The organism is Paenibacillus sp. FSL P4-0081 (assembly GCF_000758565.1).
In the GTDB taxonomy this organism is placed as follows: domain Bacteria; phylum Bacillota; class Bacilli; order Paenibacillales; family Paenibacillaceae; genus Paenibacillus_AQ; species Paenibacillus_AQ phytohabitans.
Genome location: NZ_CP009280.1, coordinates 6,096,015 through 6,116,834, shown reverse-complemented (window position 1 = coordinate 6,116,834; position 20,820 = coordinate 6,096,015). Strand labels below are relative to the sequence as shown.

Here is a 20,820-nt window from a genome sequence, read left to right as displayed (position 1 = left end):
TTGAACCAATTAACAAAGAGAAAGAGCAGTGGGGATGTATGGTTTGACATTATCAACTACATTTTGTTGACCATCATTATGTTGCTTATATTATACCCGTTGTATTTTGTTCTGGTAGCATCATTCAGTGACCCCAATTATATCTACTCGGGTGAGGTCTGGCTGTTCCCGAAAGGCTTTACTCTGGATGGTTATGAGCGAATCTTCAGTGATTCCTCCATATGGATCGGATATGGGAATTCAATACTTTATGCAACAGTAGGAACGTTAATTGGAGTAGCTGTGACGGTATTCGCTGCTTATCCGTTAGCTCGTAAGGATCTGGCTGGAAAGTCTATAATTATGTGGTTTTTGCTGGTCACGATGTTCTTTAGCGGGGGGCTAATCCCAACCTACTTGCTGATCAAGGATCTTCACATGCTGAATTCGATGTGGGCACTGGTCATTCCCGGGGCTGGCGGAGTATTCAACGTCATCATCGTAAGAACCTTCTTTCAGTCCTCCATACCAGATGAGATGTGGGAAGCGGCTTCCATTGACGGATGCTCCAACACCAGATTTTTCTGGAGTATCGTACTGCCTTTATCCAAATCCATTCTAGCAGTAATGGTACTGTACCATGTGGTCGGATTCTGGAACGGATTCTTCGACGCATTGATTTACCTGAATGATGGGAACAAATATCCATTACAATTAGTGCTTCGCAACATCCTTGTTCAGAATCAGGTCAGTTCGGGCATGATGATCGATGTGGAATCTTATGCAGCCAAGATGCGCGTTACAGAACTGATTAAATATGGTGTCATCATGGTATCCAGTCTGCCGTTGCTGATTTTGTATCCGTTCCTGCAGAAGTACTTTGTTAAAGGCGTGATGATCGGCTCAATTAAGGGATAATACAGGGCAGGGTCTTGAAAGGGGGGATGTCCGAAATCGGATGAAGCTTAACGAAAACATTATATGATTAACGCTTGTAAACAAAATAAGGGGAGGTTATGTACTAATGAAATCTGTATTCAAAGGTGCGGGAATTGTAATGTTGGCTGGTGCGTTCGCAATAAGCGGATGCTCAGGAAATGGTAACGGGGCAAACAATCAAGCAGGTAATAATCAGAATCAGGAGACGAATTTCAATCAAACGGGTCTTCCGATTGTTAACAAAACAGTGTCTTTAAGGATGGTGTCTCCAAAAGCTTCATTGGCACCGGAGTTCTCAGAAATGGAAATTTTTAAACGTCTGGAAAAGGAAACTAACGTTAAAATTAACTGGGAAAACATTCCTGACACAGATTATACAGAAAAGAAAAATCTGCTGCTCGCGAGCGGCGATTTACCCGATGCCTTTTATACAGCCGGATTCACTGATTACGAGTTAATTAATTATGGTAAAGATGGAACGCTTATTCCGCTTGAGGATTTAATTGATCAGTATGCGCCTAATTTGAAAGCGCTTCTGGAACGACGCCCTGATATCAAATCCTCGATTACAGCACCAGATGGACATATCTATGGGCTGCCATCCTTTGAAGAGAATAACCTGGGGACCAATCCATTCTTCCACGTCATCAATAAAGCCTGGCTTGATAAGCTGGGACTGAAGGTACCACAGACATTGGATGAATATACAGAAGCTCTGCTGGCCTTCAAAACACAGGATCCGAATGGTAATGGAAAGCAGGATGAAATTCCGCTAAGCTTCAGACACATGCAATGGTGCTCGGATATTGCCGGATTGTTCGCCGCTTTCGGACTTCCTGATAACCTGGAGCATCGGATTGTCCGTGACGGCAAGGTAATTTTCACAGCTACACAGCCTGAATACAAGGAAGCACTGAATTATTTCCATGAAAAATGGTATAAACAGGGACTGATCGATCCTGAGTCCTTCACTCAGGATGATGCACAGTATCTGGCCAAAGGTAAAACAACGGATGAAACGCTGGGATCTTATGTCTGGTGGGAAGTTGAAGAAGTTGTCGGAACCGAGCGGGCCAAGGATTATGTTTTACTGTCCCCGTTGAAAGGACCGAATGGTGATCAAAGTATTGGTCGTTCCAATGGCGGAGGCCCGGGACGCGGATCTTTTGTAATCACTAAAGCGAACAGCAATCCGGAAATCACTATGCGTTGGGTAGATCAGCAATTTGAGCCCTACATGACTGCTCAAATTCACTGGGGCCCACTGGATGTCGTCTACAAGAAGGATGAAACCGGGAAATTGGTGAACTTGCCACTTCCTGAAGGAACCTCTGCAGGTGAATTCCGTCAACAAGTTGCTCCTGGATCGGGCGCACCTGGTGTCATTACATTTGATGAATTCGGAAAAATTGTAGATATGGAGCCTCGTGCTCAGCAGCGTGCTAAGGATTTGGAGCAATACTACAATCCTTATATGGAAAAGGAAAACTATCCGAGTATCTTCTTTGAGCCAGAGGAATTGGATAAAATCAATAAAATTGAGCCTGAACTGATTAAGTATGTAAATACCCAAAGAGGAAGATTCATTGTGGACGGCGGTGCGGATGAGGCTTGGGACAACTATCTTAAGACGCTGGACAAGATGGGCCTGAATGAACTTATGGAGATCTATCAAAAGGGATTAGATCGTTATAATGCAAATCTAAAAAAATAAATATATAGAAGTTAGGTGGGGAGAAACTGTGCTTGATGTTATCGCTATAGGCGAAGTATTGATAGATTTTACGCCAGCAGGCCGTTCAACTGGGGGAAAAGAACAGTTTGAATGCAACCCAGGAGGCGCTCCGGCTAACGTAGCTGCTGCATTGTCCCGCCTGGGCGCCAAGTCTGCACTGATCAGCAAAGTTGGGGAAGATCAATTCGGTTCATTACTGTATAGCACGCTGCTTGACAATGGTGTTGATGTAGCCGGCGTTTCAGTTACGAATGAAGCAAGTACAACGCTGGCTTTTGTACATCTGGATGACCAAGGTGACAGATCCTTCAGTTTCTTCCGGAAACCGGGAGCAGACACCTTTCTGCGCTCGGAGGATATCCCATTAGAAAGGATCAAAGCCTGTCAGGCGCTACATTTTGGTTCGTTGTCCATGACCCATGAACCTGCCCGTACGGCAACCCGAACGGCAGTCCGCAAGGCCAAGGAAGCTGGGGTGCTGCTCTCATTCGATCCGAATATCCGGTTTGCATTATGGGAGAGTAAGGAGGAAGCCAGACAGAATATTCTTTGGGGTATGAATTATGCCGATATCCTGAAAATCTCGGAAGAAGAGCTTGCTTTTGTAACAGGCAACAGCGATCTTGAAAAAGGCGCACAAGAGCTCCAGCAGCAATATGACATCGGACTCCTCGTCGTCACTTTAGCGGAAAAGGGCTGCTATTACCGGTTGGCTAGTCTGGATGGTTATGTGCCGGGCTTTAAGGTAAAGGCTATCGATACGACTGGAGCAGGCGATGCTTTTCTAGGCTGTTTGTTATACAGACTTCTGGAGAGCGGAAGTTCTCTGCAGGATCTGACCAGCCAACAAATCACCAGCATGCTGACTTTTGCTAATGCCGGCGGAGCGTTAGTTACAACACGGAAAGGGGCTCTTGGGTCTATGCCTACGACAGAAGAAATTAACCAGATGATAGAGTCCAGTAAAGAGAGTAATGCCGATCGCTTCAGACCGGGCTTTCATTTCTCACCTCCTTCCAATTGGGCGAATGATCCAAACGGATTAGTCTACTTTGAGGGAAGCTATCATCTATTCTATCAATATCATCCTTACAGTAGTAAATGGGGACCCATGCACTGGGGGCATGCTATTAGTGAAGACCTGGTTCACTGGGTACACGCACCTGTGGCTCTATTCCCGGATGAGCATGGGGCCATATTTTCTGGCTGCTGTGTAGTGGATTGGAATAATAGCAGCGGTTTATTCGAAGATTCGCACGGACTCGTTGCCATCTTTACCCATGCAGATACCCATCCGGAGACGGGGCAGCCGCGCCAGCGGCAGAGCCTGGCTTACAGCAGTGATAAAGGAGTAACCTGGGAGAAATACGCGGGTAATCCAGTGCTTTCCGAGGAGGGGATAGTGGACTTCCGGGACCCTAAGGTGTTCTGGCATCCGCAAAGTAAGCGGTGGATTATGGTGATTGTCGCTGGAGATCATGCCCTGTTCTACGCATCCGAGAATTTACGTGAATGGTCGCTGACTGGTGAATTCGGCAGAGAAGAAGGGTCACATGACGGTGTCTGGGAATGCCCTGACTTGTTTCAATTACCGGTGGATGATACCGGGCGTTCGAAATGGGTGCTGATCATCAGCATCGGAGATAATCCCAATTGTCCAGAAGGATCGCGTACGCAATATTTTATTGGAGAGTTCGATGGAAAGACGTTCATCAATGACAATCCTGCAGATCATATACTGTGGTTGGACTATGGAAGAGATAATTATGCGGGAGTTACCTGGTCCGATATTCCGGAGCAGGATGGACGCCGCGTAATCATCGGATGGATGAGTAACTGGAAATATGCTAACGAGACACCTACCGGCTCCTGGAGAGGGGCAATGACTTTGCCCCGCACCTTGTCCTTGACCAGTAAGGATGGAAGTATCGTGCTGTGCCAAATGCCTGTCCGGGAAATAGAACAGCTGCGTAATGAATCAATGAGCTGGAACAATGTCACGGTTACGTCGGAGACTCCTTTTATACAGCAGATGAAGAGTGAACTGATAGAGATTGAAGTAGAGATTAATATCCAATCCGGGAATGAGGTATCTATCCATCTGCAATCTGGCGGACAGAGCGGAATTATAATCGGATATGATCCTGCTAAGGAATGGCTGTTCACCGACCGTTCCAAAAGCGGTCAGACTGATTTCCACCCGGCATTCGCAAGCCGTCACGGTGCCAGCTTGGCCGCTACGAATGGGAAGCTTAATCTGCACATCTGGCTGGATCGTAATGCAGTTGAAGTTTATGCGGATAATGGCCTGGTGGTGCTGACCGATCAGATTTTCCCGGACGCTCCAATTGAGAATATTCAGGTAAGCACAGGAGCAGGACAGGTTGTCCTGAATTCGCTTCAAATCCATACGCTGAAGTCCATTCAAATTCCGAGTGTTAGAACACGGCAGACTTCAGGGAGGAATGAGGCATGAGCAGCCAAGCTGGCAACCGGGGACTAATGAGGTATTGGGCCTTTGATGAGGGAACCGGAGCAAGTGCTCTGGAGAGCGTAACCGGAACTCTGCATGATGTACACTACGTATTTAACAATGCGGAGTTTACCGACCCTTGTACTCCGCCGTGGAGACAGGGAGTGTTGGGAAATGGCCTCTTCTTCGATGGTTACTCAACATATATCGCCCATCCTGTCCACGGGGAAGAGCATAACGGAGAGCCGGAATTTCTATCAGCTCTCAGCATTGGGGTTTGGGTTGCCCCGCGGACGTATGAATGGGGATATGAAAGCAAGCTCGCAGCTATCGTGAACCAGCACAATATGGATACTAAACAGGGCTTCCTGCTTGGCATGTTCCGTCACGGCTCCTGGTCCTTCCAAATCGGACTTGAGGGAGGAGAGTGGGCAGAGATCTGGTCTCCGGACGGCTGTGAATTGCCGAAGAATGAGTGGTCTTATCTAAATGCTGTATTCAATGGCGACGATGGGGAAATGAAGCTGTTTCTCAACGGTAGAGTAATCGCTTCGTCTGCTGTGCCCCGCGGTTCCCGTATAGCCGCAGCGGACACGGATCTGCTTATTGGCAAGAACAATCACAGCAGTAAGCTTATCGAAGTGTTCAACCTTCATATGTTCGGCGGGATCATGGATGAGTTGAAGATTTATAACCGGGCCTTGAGCAATGAGGAGGCTGCCGCTTCTTATCAGGAAGTGTTGGATTCCGCACATGGAGGCGTCCGGCCGCAGTTGAACTATGAAGACATCAAGCTGGATCGTACACCTCTGCTGACGGACCGGCACAGACCGCAGTATCATGTCAGCCCGCCGGCACATTGGATGAACGAGCCTCATGCGCCAATATATTTTGAAGGGCAGTATCATTTGTTCTATCAGCACAACCCGCAAGGACCGTACTTTCACCATATCCATTGGGGACATTGGGTAAGTGAAGATCTGGTACATTGGCGTGATCTTCCCGTGGCCCTGTCACCAGAGAAGGATCAGCTTGCACCGGACGGAATCTGGTCGGGAAGCGCGGCCTATGACGCGGACGGACTTCCTGCCTTGTTCTTTACAGCAGGTAATGACAGTGCTTCGCCGAATCAGAGTGTGGCGCTTGCCCGTAGCACTTACCCGCAGGATGGAGACCCGGAGCTGATAACGTGGATTAAACATCCGGAGCCGCTTATCGTTCAGAAGCAGGGAATGGGCGCATTCGGGGACTTCCGTGATCCGTTCGTATGGAAGGATGAAGAGGGCTGGTATGCCCTGGTCGGGTCGGGAATTGAAGGTGAAGGCGGGGCAGCGCTGGCATTTGCCTCAGAGGATATGCTGAATTGGACATACAAGGGCCCATTCTTTGAAGCGGATATTCAGAAGTTTCCTTATCTCGGGCCCATCTGGGAGCTTCCTGTACTACTTCCCTTAGGCACTGACAAGCAGGGGGACAACAAGCATCTACTGCTGGTTAGTCCTGTGGGAAAAGGTGCCGATGTTGAGGTCTTCTATTGGATCGGGCAGCTTGATCAGGATAAGCTTTCCTTTATCCCGGATCAGGAAGAACCGCAATTGATAGATGTCGGTGATTTTCATTTCACCGGTCCGAGCGGTATGGTGGATCCGAAGACCGGCCGGAATATTGTCTTTACAATTGCTCAGGGCGACCGTACATCCGAAATGGAATACAAATCGGGTTGGGCGCATAACGGAGGTTTGCCATTAAGCGTGTATTTAAGAGATGACGGGCGATTGGGCATCGAGCCGATTCAGGAGCTGCAATCGCTGCGGGGCGAGAAACGGTTATCGATCTGGGACAAGTCATTGGCTGAAGCTAATGTCCTGCTGGGGGATGTACAAGGCGACATGCTTGAGATTCAACTGGAATTGGAACCGGGCAATGCCGGACAACTCGGAATCAAGGTCCGGTGTACACCGGATGGAGAAGAAGAAACCCTGCTGTATTACGATTTCAATGAAGCTAAGCTCCTGGTCGACCGCACGAAAACAACACTGCATCCGGGTGAAAAGTGTAGGGGGATTCAAGGGGGCAAGCTGGAATTGTTAGGAGAGAATCTGAAGCTGCATATCTATGTGGACCGCTCCATGGTCGAAGCCTATGCCAACGGGTTGAAAAGCCTGACGACCCGGGTATATCCAAGCCGCAAGGATGCATTAGGGCTTGAGCTCTGGGGAGACGGTAAGCCATTGGTGAAGTCTATGGAAATATGGGATATGCAATCTATATGGTAACGTGAGCGCCTAGGCGCTCCTTACTATACCCGATGGGTAATGTAACTAACACTTAAGCCACTTAGCACTCCTCTTGATGGAAGCGCTTCATTCACGCCTCTCTTACTTCATGACTATGCATCCTTGTATACGGAGAGTCATTTCAAAATTACGTATGAATGATTTCATGAATAAGAAATGATGAAGGAGGCTCGTTGATGAGAGAAGCCAAAAGAAACAAAGCATGGATCTCCAGAATGGTTGCAGGGGTGATGGTTCTTCAGCTTGTAGCTCCCGGAATCTCGGCTGCAGCCGAAGCTGGAGTGGGTACCCGGGAGGCGTTCACCCCTAAGGCTGACACAGGATTATCGGTTACGGATGCGGTCTATCCTATTCCTAAGGCTGACGAGGGGTTGTCAGTTACGGATACAGTCTACCAAATCCAGAATCCGGGATTTGAAACCGGGGATATGATGGGCTGGACAGTTGTCAATGGTGAAGCGTTCGGTCCGGACAGTGTATCGGACGAAACCACTTGGTGGGCGGAACAAATCCCGTACAATCAGGAAGGTGCTTATCATCTAAACGGCTGGAAGAATGATGAGGCTGCGACCGGCGTGCTTCGTTCCAGCACTTTCGAGCTGGGCGGCAGCGGCTGGGTCAGCTTCAAGCTAGGTGGCGCGAAAAATCCAAACACAGCCTATGTAAATATCGTGGAAGCCCAGACAGGTCAAGTGATTGCCCGGTACGGCAATAGCGCTTTTGCGGACGTTGGTTTCCCGAATCCCTCACAGGGCCTGCGGCTTGCCAATATGGAACAATATAAGGCAGATCTTTCCGAATATCTAGGCAAGAAGCTGTATGTGGAGATCGTCGATAATGCAACTGCGGACTGGGGAGTGGTATTTGCGGATGCGTTCTTCATGTACCATGAATCCGAGCCTGCGGAAGGCATTGTTGCCACGGATATTAAGCCGGATATTGAATTAACCAGTCCCTATGAAGTCGATAATCCAGGTTTTGAAACCGGGGATATGTCAGGCTGGACGGTTGTCAGAGGACAAGCGTTCGATCAGGACAGTGTATCGGACGAAGCCACCTGGTGGGCGGAACAAATTCCGTACAACCAGGAAGGGGCCTTTCATTTAAACGGCTGGAAGCATGACGAGGCTGCGACCGGTGTGCTTCGTTCCAGTACCTTCGAGCTGAGCGGCAGCGGCTGGATCAGCTTCAAGCTTGGCGGCGCCAAAAATCCTAATAAGGCCTATATAAATGTCGTGGAGGCTGAATCGGGACAAGTGATTGCCCGGTATGGCAATAGCGCCTTCGCTGACGTGGGTTTCCCAAATCCCGCACAGGGCTTACGGCTTGCCAATATGGAGCAATATAAGGCGGATCTTTCCGAATATTTGGGCAAAAAGCTCTATGTGGAGATCGTCGATAATGCAACCACGGATTGGGGCGTGATCTTTGCGGACGCCTTCTTCATGTACCATGAAGCTGAGCCGGCTGAAGGAATTGCCGCCACGGATATCAAGCCGGATTTCAAACGCTATCAAATTGAGAATCCCAGCTTTGAAACCGGGAACTTGACAGGCTGGACGGTTGAAGAAGGAGAAGCGTTTGGTCCGAACAGCGTGTCGGATGAAACCACCTTTTGGGTTGAACAAATCCCGTATAACCAGGAAGGCACTTATCATTTAAACGGGTTGAAGTATAACGAGACTGCGACAGGTAAGCTTCGTTCCAGTACGTTCGAGCTGGGCGGAACAGGCTGGATTACCTTCAGACTGGGCGGAGGCAAGCATACGGATCAAGTGTACGTGAACGTCATCGATGCGGATACAGGAGACATGATCGCCAGGTACGGAAACACCGAATTTAACGAGTCCGGGTTCCCGGACCCGGCACAGGGCCTGCGGCTCGCAAATATGGAGCATTATAAGGCTGATCTCTCCAAGTATATCGGGAAGAAGCTATATGTGGAGATCGTCGATAATGGGTACGCGGATTGGGGAGTAATCTTTGCGGACGCCTTCCACACCTTCAATGAACTCGTACCGGAAGAAGGAGTCATGGCAGATAACATTATGCCGACTGAAATCCAGAATCCCGGCTTTGAAACCGGAAATTTAGAGAGCTGGACCGCCCAGGGCAACGCTTTTCAAGTGAGCAATGATGCCCAGGCTGGTAAAGAAGGTAACTATTATGCCAAATCCTCCTTGGAAGGACAGGGCTCGATTACCTCTAGTACCTTCACACTTCAGGGAACCGGGACTATTAACTTTACGGTAGTAGACATCGTCCATCCGGAGGATGCCTACGTTGCATTATATGATGCCGGCACTAACACGCTGCTTGAGAAGACCGGGAACGTCAGTGCGAATGAGCAGATATCCTGGAAAATGCAGAAGCACTACAATAAGAGGCTTTATATCAAGGTTATCGATCAATCCAATCAAGCCCGTATTTCCGTTGACGCTTTTCGAGCGAATAATACGGGAACCATTTTCTACATGAGCCTTGATGAAGGCGCAGGAAAAAAGGCGCTTGAGGAAGTAAGCAATCTTGAGCATGATGTAAACTATGTATTTAATGACGCCAGATACATGGACTCCAAAGATCCAAGATGGACTCCGCGCGGAGTAAAAGGCGGGGCCTTGCTATTCGATGGATACTCAAATGATATTGAGATCGACGCAAAGGATACCGTTCCTGTAAGTGACGCGTTAACGCTTGAAGCCTGGGTTGCCCCGCGCAGCTACGAGTGGGGAGACGGAAACAAGCTGTCTGCTATAGTGAACCAGTCCGATCAGGATAAGACGGAAGGATTCGCTTTGGGGATGTACCGCCACGGTACATGGTCGATGCAGGTTGGGATCGGCGGACAGTGGATTCAGGTATGGGTCAAGGACCATCCGCTCGAAAAATACAAATGGAATTACGTTGCAGCTACGTTCGACAAAAAGGACGGAATTATTAAATTATATCTAAATGGTCAGGAAGTAGCTTCTCAGGCAACTCCTGTTAATGTTCCGGTTACACCTTCTACGGAAAAGCTGATTATCGGAAAGAACAATAGATCTGCAGAGTTTGCAGGGTTGTTCTCCTACAATATGTTCAGCGGACTTATCGATGAAGTGAAACTGCAGAACAAAGCGCTTACGGGGCAGGAGATCCTTGCTGAATATGAGAATGTGAAGGCGCTTCACGGCGGGATGGTTCCAGAAATTCCGAATGGTGACATTGACGAGGATCCTAGTGTATTTGACGGTGATCAGCACCGTCCACAGTACCATGCGATGCCTCCGCAAAACTGGATGAATGAAGCGCATGCACCAATTTATTATAACGGCCAGTATCATTTATTTTATCAGCATAACCCGCAAGGTCCGTTCTGGCATCAAATCCACTGGGGACATTGGGTGAGTGACGATATGGTGCATTGGAAAAATGTGAGGCCGGCACTTGCGCCGGAAGCGGGTACTCTTGACCCGGATGGTGCATGGTCTGGCAGCGCAGCTTATGACCGTGACGGCAATCCTGTGCTTTTCTATACTGCCGGCAATGACGCTTTGTCACCCAATCAAAGAACAGGCCTGGCGACGCCGGCAGATCTGTCAGACCCTAATTTGGAGCAATGGGTGAAATATCCTGAGCCGGTGACAGAGCAGAACGGAAACGGCATCCATAATGAGTTCCGCGACCCTTTTGTATGGTATGACCAAGAGACAGATAAGTGGTATCAGCTGGTGACATCCGGCCTTCAAGATTTCAGCAGCGGTACAGCTCTGGTGTATGTGTCTGACGATATGTACAACTGGGAGTATAAGGGGCCTTTATACGTTAGTGACAGAAATCTTTATCCGGAGCTCGGTACGGTATGGGAACTGCCGGTATTATTGCCGCTGGGTGAGGATAGTACAGGACAACAAAAATACATTTTCATGGTTAATCCCCATGAGAAGCCGGAGCAGGTTCCTCCAGCTGATGATGTGCTAAGAGATGTTGAAGTCTTTTACTGGATTGGAACCTGGGATAGAGATAACTTCAAGTTTATACCTGATCAGGACGCACCCACCAAAATGGATGTGGGAGATGGATATTTAACCGCCGAGAGCGGGATGGTTACACCTGACGGAAGAACGGTCGTATACTCCATGGTGCAAAATGTAAGAACGCCGCAGGCTGAATATCAGGCTGGATGGGCTCATAATCTGGCACTGCCCGTTTCCCTGAGCCTGGATGAACACGATGAACTTCGCATTGAGCCCATTGAAGAATTGCAGAGTCTCCGGGGAGATAAGGTAGTTGATTTCACGGACGAAAATTTGGCTGCCGCCAATCAATTAATCCATAATGTCAAAGGTGACATGCTGGAGATTGTGATGGAAATTGATCCGGGTGAAGCACAGAAATTCGGTCTCAAAGTGCGTCGCTCCGATAACGGCCAGGAGGAAACACTGATTTACTATGACAAGACGAACGGGACCCTCAATGTGGACCGGACCAAGAGCAGCATTGATCCCGATGTACGCGTAGACGGGATTCAAGGCGGGACCGTGGATCTGGACGGAGAGAACCTGAAGCTGCATATTTTCCTTGACCGTTCGGTTGTTGAAGCCTTTGCCAATGATAAGAAAAAGCTGACAACCAGAGTCTATGTAGGCCGATACGATTCTTTGGGCTTACAGGTTTGGGCTGACAACGATATTACAGTCAAGTCCATGGAAGTATGGAATATGAATGCATTGACGGGTGAACCGGCTGCTCCGGTCGATGTGCCTGACAACTGGGACAATTCGGTGTATACCGATATTACGGAGCTGCCAAACCATGATTTTGCTACAGGAGACCTAACAGGCTGGATTACTGAAGGAGACGCCTTCCAGGATGTTCATGTGACCGATGCCAAGTTCTTCTGGGACACGATCTACTTCAATCCGTCGCATAAAATTCCGGGCGGCTATCATTTATGGGGCTTCAACGAAGAAGCCGGAGGTGACAGCTTAACGGGAACGCTGAAATCACAGAATTTCGTGCTTGGCGGGAACGGCAAGCTCAATTTCCTGGTTAGCGGCGGGCGTGATATCGATAAGCTGTATGTTACGCTAGTCCGGGCATCGGACGGCAAAGAGCTGTTTAAAGAGACTGCCACGAATTATGAGGAGTATCAGCGTAAGATCTGGGATGCTTCGCAGTATATCGGCGAGGAGCTCTACATTAAGGTAGTCGACCAATCTACAGGCGGGTTCGGACATATTAATGTCGATGATTTCAATGTACCGGTTAAGGTGCAGAATGCGGTGAATCCGAATAACCCAACTGACCCTGCCGGTCCACCTGACCCAACCGGTCCAAGTGAACCAGCCAACCCGACTGACACAGCCGTTCCAAGCAGTCCTCCGGGTAAACCGGTGGTTCCGGCAAGCAAGCCGGAGAGTCAGAATAGCCTGTTATTCGAGTTGGGAAAAGGCGAGCGACAGGTACTATTCCCTGCGACTCTGGCAGCCAATGACGGTAAGAATGCGCTGAAGATCAAGCATGCAGATGTGGAGATTGAAGTTCCCGCAGAAGTATTGAAGGATTTACAGGCAATGGTTACGGGCAGTGAGCTTGGGCAGGCGAAGATCTCTTTTGAAATGGAACCTTTAACTTCAGAGCAGAGCAAAGAGCGGGTTGGGCAAATTGGACAAAGAAATCAGGCAGCCATTTCAGTGGCTGGAGAGATCTACGAATTCAAATTGTCTATTGTAAAGCCCGACGGAACGAAGCTGACGCTTGAGAAGTTCTCCAAACCCATCACAATCAGATTGGGCTCACAGGAGGATTCCCGCCAAGATATAACGGGCATTTATTACATCCCAGATGACGGCAGTCTGGAATATATGGGTGGAACCTATGCAGACGGTAAATGGACGGCAAAGGTGAGTCATTTCAGCAAGTATGCCGTCCTTACTTATGATAAATCCTTTGAAGATGTGAATGCCTCTTATTGGGCCTATGACGTAATCAAAAGGATGGCAGCAAAGCAAATTGTCCTGGGTGTGAGTGAGACGGATTTCGCACCAAAGCAAAAGGTCAGCAGAGCGGAGTTCGCTTCCCTGATCACCCGGGCACTTGGAATAACAGGGACGAGCTTAACCGCATTCAAGGATGTAGAACCTGAGCATTGGTATGCATCTTCTATTGCCGCAGCATACGAAGCGGGGATTGTAACGGGAAGAAGCACAGATACCTTTGCACCTGAGGAAACGATAAGCCGTGAAGAAATGGCATCCATGATCTACAAGGCGTATCTGTTCCATACAGGACAGAATCCTGTCTTCGGTCAAAGGAGTAGTTTCAATGATGCCGGTACGATTAGTGCATGGGCTGCAGATGCAGTGGCTGCCTCACAGGAACTCGGATTAGTTACCGGGCGCGGCAACCAGTTATTCATGCCACATGAAACGGTAAATCGTGCGGAAAGCGCGCAAATCATCTCGCTGTTGCTGGATAAAGTCAATAAATAATGGCTAAGGGAAAGCCGGGGAGGCAAGGTGATGTCCGCCTTCGCCATGACTCCGGCTTTCTCTACGGTTATACCGAGTATCATCATACTCAAGAAGGATGGAGGAATTACTAATGAAAGAATTTTTTTATCGTCCGGACAACGCTTGGGTAGGGGATGTCATCCCTTATTATGAAGACGGAGAGTTTAAGCTATTTTATTTGCACGGGTGGAGAGACAACTACCGGGAAGGTCTCGATCATGGCTGGCATTTGCTTGGCACGAAAGATTTCGTGAATTACAGGGAAGATGGAGCTTGCAAAATTGAAGGCGGGACTGGCCACATCCTCAAGGTGGATGATGTCTATCATATGTTCTATTGTATTTTTCCTGATGGAAAACAGTTTGCCTGTCATGCCGTCAGTAAGGATATGCAAACATGGGAGCCGATTCCTGAAGACACTTTTGGTCCGGATGGCGAAATTTATGAGCTGGCGGACTGGCGTGATCCCTTTGTATTCTGGAATGAAGAAGAAGGCCAATACTGGATGCTGATCGCTGCCCTGGCGAAAGGACCGACAAGCCGGAAAGGCTGCACCGGTCTGCTGTCGTCCAAGGATCTCAAGCATTGGGAATACCGGGAGCCGCTCTATGCACCGAACCTGCATGTAGGCGCGCATGAGTGCCCGGACTTGTTCCGGATGGGAGACTGGTGGTACCTGATCTACTCTTCATATACAGGGCGTTTCGGCACCTTTTACCGGATGAGCCGTACCTTGAACGGACCGTGGATTACACCGCAGGAAGAAGCCTTTGATGGACGGGCTTATTATGCGGCCAAGTCAGTATCGGATGGACAGAAACGTTATCTGTTCGGCTGGAATCCGACGAAGGATGACGATCTGTTCGGCTGGAACCCGCCCAAAGCTCCAGGCAAAGACTATGACACCTGGGATTGGGGCGGCAATATGATTGTGCATGAAATTATACAACGCCAAGACGGAACGCTAGGCGTGAACGTCCCCGAAAGCGTTGATTCTGCTTTTGCCAAGCAGGTGCCTGTGGACTTCCATGGAGTCGCCGGAGACTGGTCGATCACGGACGATGTGCTGCTTTGTGAATCTCCTTATGCTTTTGCAGGTTGTATCACACAGGAGGAGCTTCCCGATCAGTGCAAGATTTCTACAGCCGTTCGTTTCTCGGGGGCGACCCAGGGTCTGGGGTTCATGCTTCGGGCCGGAGAAAGTCTTGATTTTGCCTACTATATCACGCTGGAGCCCCAGCGCAGCCGAATTACCTTCCGTGGGCCAATTATGCAATCTGAAGAGGGAGGTAAAACCTTCCCTTATGATGTGGAGCTGGAACGTCCGCTGAAGCTGCTGCCGGAACAGGAATATGAGCTGAAGGTATTTATTGACGGCACGATTTGCGAAATTTATATCGGCGGGGACGTGGCGATGAGTGTCAGAATGTACGACATTCAGCAAGGAAAGCTTGCCGTATTCGTTAGCCAGGGTACAGCAGAGTTTAAAAAGGTCAAGATAGAAACTCTCTAAGAGCTTTCGGAATAAGAATATATTATACAAAGTCTATTTGGTTACATAGGGCGCCCTGGCGCCCTTTACCCCTTAGTTAAGAATGTGGAGCCGGCGCTTGCGTAAGACTATGAGACAGAAGGGCAGCTTTTATCCTCCATTGCATACCCTCATGATATCGCTCCTACTCTAAAGGTACAAATAGATGTACTAGGTTCATTTATATTGCCTTCTTTGCAAATGGATCACTTGAGCTTATGATGGTTTCAAGGCTAATAACTAGATACAAGCATTGTTATATAATTAGCAAGCTAATGATTATTGCAACCTCATCCCTAAAGGAGACCCATTGAATGAATACTACGCTTGAACTGCTACACAATCATACCTCCGTTCGTTCTTATACCCGTCAACCCCTGACAGACGAACAACGGGATGCAATCTTTAAGGCGGCGAATCAGACTTCATCTTTCAGCCTTCTGCAGGCTGTTTCCATCATTAGAATCACCGATCCGGATCTGCGTAAAAAGGTGATGCAGCTCTGTGTCAATCAGCCTTATATTGAAGAAGCGGCTGAGTTTTGGATTTTCTGCTCTGACTTCAACCGGAATCATCAAATTGCCCCGGATGTTGATATTGAGTATATTGAATTTCTTCTGATCGGTTCACTGGACGCCGGTCTGATGGCTCAAAATGCCTTAACCGCAGCAGAATCCATGGGACTTGGCGGCGTATTTATAGGCGGGGTTAAAGCTAATATCAAAGAGTTAACGGAACTATTGAACCTACCTAAGTATGTGATTCCATTGGTGGGACTATGTATCGGTGTTCCGGCTGGAGATAAGCCTGCACTGAAGCCGCGGTTACCCCAATCCATGGTATTGCTTGAAAACCAATATCAGCCACTCGATAAAAAGCAATTAGCCGCTTATGATGAAACGATGCTGAAGTATTATGAGGGCCGTCCCGTTAAAGCTCCGTTCACCGTGAAAAAAGTAAAAGGATGGAGTGAGCATATACAGGATCATCTCGAAAGAAGTATTCTGCCAGAAATGCTGGAATATTTAAATAAGCAAGGATATGCCAATAAGTAAAAGGCCATCAAGTGATGTGGCGCCTGCTTTTAAGATAGCTTTTTAAGCAGATGGAGAGGAGCTTGTTGTAAGTTCTACTCGCGAATTTACTTAGCAGGCTAAATAGAATCATGAACGGATACTTGGGAGGAATCAAATGAAGTTTGGAATTATAGGTGCAGGGCCAATCGGGTCAAACATCTCTAGGAAATTAGTTGAGAATGGGCATGATGTGAAGATTGCAGATGCTCGCGGGCTTGAACATTTGGAAGGTAAAAAACTTACAGGAACATCGGTGAGTGTCGAAGAGGTAATTACAAATATTGATGTTCTAATCATATCGATCCCTTTCCACGCACTGCCTGGCATTCGTAAAGTTGTAGATAAAGCTGGAGAGGGAGTTGTTGTGGTTGACACTTCAAATTATTATCCTCAAATAAGCGGTATAATTGAAGAAATTGAGATCGGGATGGTTGAAAGTGTCTGGGTTTCAAATCAATTAGGCAGACCCATTATTAAAGCCTTCAACAATTTATTAGCCTATACTTTAGAACATGGCGGAACTCCAGAGGGCGGTAGTGGACGTATTGCCACAGCGGTTGCCGGTAATGATCTGCAGCAAAAGCAAAAAGTTATGAGTATAGTAAATGAACTTGGCTTTGATCCGGTAGATAGTGGTTCTCTAAATGAATCTTGGAGACAGCAGCCAGGAACTCCGGCATACTGCACAGAACTAACCAAAGAGGAATTATCCTCTGCATTAAAAAAAGCAAATAAACAAAAGGCTCCATTCCTAAGGGACAAAGTGATAGAGAACCTGTCAACAGCTGCAGGAAGATATTCACATGAAGATATTGTTAATTTAAACAGAGAAATATATAGTTAAATTAAGTATTCCAATAGCAGCTCCGTTTGCCCTCCGTCCCCGGCATTAGTATAACAAGGGTATCAGCTCATTTTGAGCTGGGACCCTTGTTTGTTTTTAAGTGCTTTGGCTAACATGTTGTTTTGTTTATGGCGTATCTTTTTGTAAAGATTCGTTGTTGACAATCACTAACTTCCCCCGGAACCTCCCGGTTTCATAATGATCATGTGCTTCGGATATTCCTTGTACAGTAAACGGGAAAATTTCATCCACATGGACTTTAAGCTTATTCTCGCGGACCTGCCGGATAATGGAGGCCAGATCACTTCGGCTAGGCTCGATATAGGCAAACTTGGCTTCGATGCCGCGGATTTTAGGGTGAGCAGCAATCGACGGATCTACGAGAGAAATTAGCCTGCCGTTGTCCCGCAGAATCCGGATGTTCTTCTGTTCGGTTGCTCCTATTCCTGTATCTGAATCTATAGCTGCGTCTCTCACCATATCCAGCACGACATCTACTGTATCGGCTGCTTCTGCAAAATCAGTCGTCGTGTAGTCAATGACTTCGTCTGCCCCAAGGTTCAGCACGAATTCGTGATTATACGCTCGGGCTGTGGCAATGACGTAGGCGCCATGTTGTTTGGCCATTTGAACGGCCAGATGTCCCACGCCGCCTGCGCCTGCATGAATCAGAATCCGCTGGCCGGATTCCAGCTTGCCATACTGGAATAAGGATTGCCAGGCCGACAGAGCAGAGGCCGGCAGGGCGGCAGCTTCCTGGAAGGGAAGCCCGGGCGGAAGGACAACGGCTGAGTTCTCTTCCAGAGCTACGAGGTCTGCGTAACCGCCGCCCAATCTGGAGAGTCCCATGACGCGGTCACCAACCTTAAGCTGTGACACATTCCTTCCTGTTTCCCTCACTATTCCGGCTACTTCAACGCCCAGCACATGCGGGAACCGGACCTGCATCACCTGCTTGAATGCGCCTGAGCGGACCAGCTGGTCTGCGGAGCTTGCAGTTGTGGCATACACCTCGATAAGCACCTGGGTATCGGTAATGGCGGGGGAAGTGAGAGCCATTTGGGTGAACACTCCGGGATTTCCGTAATTTTGGATAACAATAGCATTCATGACAGAAGCCTCCGATCTCTATGTTTGAACATCTGTTGATTTACGAATAGACGTTCAATATAATGATCGTACCAATGCTGTGTGGCTGCATCAATTGCTGAAATTCCTGAATCCGTTCAGTACTGTACAGAATCGGGAGAAATGTTCAATCAAGAGAACGGGGCCAAGAAGGAGCTGCTTATGGACAGACGGATACGTAAATCGCGGGAAGCTATTATCGAGGCCTTTATCCTGCTGATTGCAGAGAAGAACTTTGAACAAATCACGATAAACGAAATTGCTGAGCGGGCCGATGTAAGCCGGGGCACCGTTTATTTGCATTATACCGACAAATACGATTTGCTGGATCAGTGTATCAGAACCCATTTTGTCCAGTTGATTGACAGCTGTCTGCCGTGCGGCGAGCAGGCGCTTTTCCCGACGGAGGCAGCTCTGCTCTACACGTTCCAGTACCTGGATCAGCATGCATCCTTCTATGCCGCGGCACTGGCCAACAAAGGGGTTCCTGCGTTCAGAAACCGTCTGCAGGCCGTACTGCTGCGGGGGTTCGACAAACAGATGGATATGAGCGGGATTAACCAGAAGATGAATAAGGGAATACTGGTGCAATTTCTGGCGGTGGCGATGACCGGTATGATTGAACAGCTGGTTACCCGGGCTACCCCGTATTCCGCAGCAGAGCTGGCAGAACAAGTGTGGGCGCTGATGGAACGCAATCAGATGGTGCCGCAGCCACAGCCTACAGTTTGACCATGAGCGGTCAGAACTCAGGTCTTCCTTGTAAGACAATCAGAGGGAACAAGGTTTCTGTTCATAGAGATAGAATAATCGAGCCGGAGGGGCATAGGCCTCTCCGGCTCGATTTATGCATGTGTAAGCTCGCTCCTACACCGGGACGCAGGGCATAATCGCCTCAGCACTTACAGATCCGGGTAATCTTCTACCTCAATAATCTTATAGCTTATTCCTGCGTTAGCCGCGACGGATCACGGAACTCAGCACCCGGATGGTGATCGGGCAGGCGGGAGGCACCTTTTCCGAATAGACGCTCCCTGAAGGTGCCTTCCTCATATTCCTCTTTAAAAATACCCCGGCGCTGCAATACCGGGACGACCAGCTCGATGAAGTCCTCATAGGAAGCAGGCAGAATGTAAGGCTCCAGATTGAAGCCGTCGAGGTCTGTCTCTTCGATCCAGTATTGCATTTTGTCGGCTACTTCTTCGGGCGTGCCAATCACCGTCAAGCCGCGGAAGCCTTTCTCCAGGAAATCTTCTGTTACCTCACGGACAGTCTTTTTCGTCTTGCTGTGCTTGGTGAACCGGTCGGTATGGGTCTGACCCATCTCGGTGTGGATATTCTCGAAATAGGAATCGGGATCGAGCCGGGTCAGGTCGATGCCTGTGACATTGGCATAGCTGGACAGCGTAGCTTCTGTACTCTGATAGGAGAGGTACTCCGCATGCTTGCGCTCGGCTTCCTCCCTGGTCCGCCCGACGACGACCGACAGACCCGTGAATACTTTAACGGCCGAAGGGTCGCGGCCATATTCGGCAGCTCTGCGGCGGATGTCGCTGATCTGATCCCGCAGCACTTCAACGGTCGGTGCTTTCAGGAAGATGCCCTCGGCATGCTTGGCAGCGAAGGCGCGGCCCCGGTTCGAGCTGCCCGCCTGAAAGATAACCGGTGTCCGCTGCGGGGAAGGCTCGGTCCCGTGATAGCCGGTAAGCTTGAAGTATTTGCCTTCATGAACGATTTTGTGCACTTTGGCCGGGTCAGTGAATACGCGGTTCTCACGGTCGATCAGCACGGCATCATCCTCCCAGCTGCCCTCGAACAGCTTGTAGCTGAGACTCATATATTCGTCCGCCATATCATAACGCTCGTCATGGGGCAGGAACAGATCCTCGCGTCCGAACAGGTCAGCAGCAGACTTGTTGCTTGTGGTCACGACATTCCAGCCAATCCGGCCGTTTGTAACATGGTCAAGCGAGGAGAAGCGCCGCGCATTCGAGTAGGGGGCTTCGTAGCTGGTCGAGGTCGTCATCGTGAATGCCAGATTCTTGGTAACCATGGCGAGCGCGGGAATAAGCATCATCGGGTCATTTCCGGGCAAGCCGGTTGCCTCCCGGAAGGCCATCTCCGTCCGCTGCTTCGGGTAGCCGTACGTATCGGCGAAGAACATGAAGTCGAACTTTCCTCTCTCAAGCAGCTGGGCGATGTTCTTCCAGTACTCGATCTTGCTGTAATGGACGCGCTGTTGGTCAGGATGTGCCCAGATCCCCTGGGTAAGATGGTTGACACTGTTGACCTCGAATACGCCGAGATGGATCTTTTTCATGTTA

Annotated in this window: 11 protein-coding genes; 9 read left to right on the top strand and 2 right to left on the bottom strand. The window is 48.9% G+C overall.

The features are described from left to right. From P40081_RS26010 to P40081_RS25975, 8 genes are all read left to right on the top strand, one after another. A complete protein-coding gene (locus P40081_RS26010; RefSeq protein ID WP_042139105.1) occupies window positions 1-897 on the top strand; it encodes a carbohydrate ABC transporter permease in 897 nt (298 codons plus the stop codon). Window positions 898-1,003: 106 nt separating this feature from the next. Continuing rightward, complete coding sequence (locus P40081_RS26005) at window positions 1,004-2,632, top strand: ABC transporter substrate-binding protein (RefSeq protein WP_042139104.1); 1,629 nt, start codon at window positions 1,004-1,006, stop codon at window positions 2,630-2,632. A gap of 28 nt (window positions 2,633-2,660) precedes the next feature. Further along, window positions 2,661-5,129 carry a PfkB family carbohydrate kinase gene (locus P40081_RS26000; protein ID WP_042139103.1) on the top strand — a complete coding sequence of 823 codons (2,469 nt, stop codon included), beginning with the start codon at window positions 2,661-2,663 and terminating at the stop codon, window positions 5,127-5,129. Further along, window positions 5,126-7,402: a GH32 C-terminal domain-containing protein gene (locus P40081_RS25995; RefSeq protein ID WP_042139102.1), complete on the top strand. Its 2,277-nt coding sequence runs from the start codon at window positions 5,126-5,128 to the stop codon at window positions 7,400-7,402. The genes P40081_RS26000 and P40081_RS25995 overlap by 4 nt, the downstream gene beginning before the upstream one ends. 197 nt (window positions 7,403-7,599) lie before the next feature. Then, the gene (locus P40081_RS37820) at window positions 7,600-13,896 is read left to right on the top strand and encodes an S-layer homology domain-containing protein (RefSeq protein WP_081970120.1); all 6,297 of its coding nucleotides are present in this window, start codon (window positions 7,600-7,602) and stop codon (window positions 13,894-13,896) included. A 112-nt stretch (window positions 13,897-14,008) separates the two neighbouring features. Continuing rightward, the gene (locus tag P40081_RS25985) at window positions 14,009-15,430 is read left to right on the top strand and encodes a glycoside hydrolase family 32 protein (RefSeq protein ID WP_042139101.1); all 1,422 of its coding nucleotides are present in this window, start codon (window positions 14,009-14,011) and stop codon (window positions 15,428-15,430) included. 332 nt (window positions 15,431-15,762) lie between these two features. Next, the gene (nfsA, locus tag P40081_RS25980; RefSeq protein ID WP_042139100.1) at window positions 15,763-16,503 is read left to right on the top strand and encodes an oxygen-insensitive NADPH nitroreductase; all 741 of its coding nucleotides are present in this window, start codon (window positions 15,763-15,765) and stop codon (window positions 16,501-16,503) included. Between the two features lie 136 nt (window positions 16,504-16,639). After that, on the top strand, window positions 16,640-17,368 hold the full coding sequence (locus P40081_RS25975; protein ID WP_042139099.1) for an NADPH-dependent F420 reductase: 729 nt from the start codon (window positions 16,640-16,642) through the stop codon (window positions 17,366-17,368). Between the two features lie 126 nt (window positions 17,369-17,494). Here P40081_RS25975 and P40081_RS25970 read toward each other — a convergent pair whose 3' ends face one another. Next, window positions 17,495-18,478, bottom strand: a complete 984-nt coding sequence (locus P40081_RS25970; RefSeq protein ID WP_042139098.1) for an NADP-dependent oxidoreductase — start codon at window positions 18,476-18,478, stop codon at window positions 17,495-17,497. 141 nt (window positions 18,479-18,619) lie between these two features. On the opposite strand from P40081_RS25970, the gene P40081_RS25965 reads away from it, so the two are divergent. Further along, entirely contained in the window at window positions 18,620-19,228 is a 609-nt protein-coding gene (locus P40081_RS25965; RefSeq protein ID WP_231575197.1) for a TetR/AcrR family transcriptional regulator, read from the top strand. A 211-nt stretch (window positions 19,229-19,439) separates the two neighbouring features. On the opposite strand, the gene P40081_RS25960 is transcribed toward P40081_RS25965, so the two are convergent. Then, window positions 19,440-20,816, bottom strand: coding sequence for an LLM class flavin-dependent oxidoreductase (locus tag P40081_RS25960; protein ID WP_042139097.1), 1,377 nt, complete (start codon window positions 20,814-20,816; stop codon window positions 19,440-19,442). Window positions 20,817-20,820: the final 4 nt, after the last annotated feature.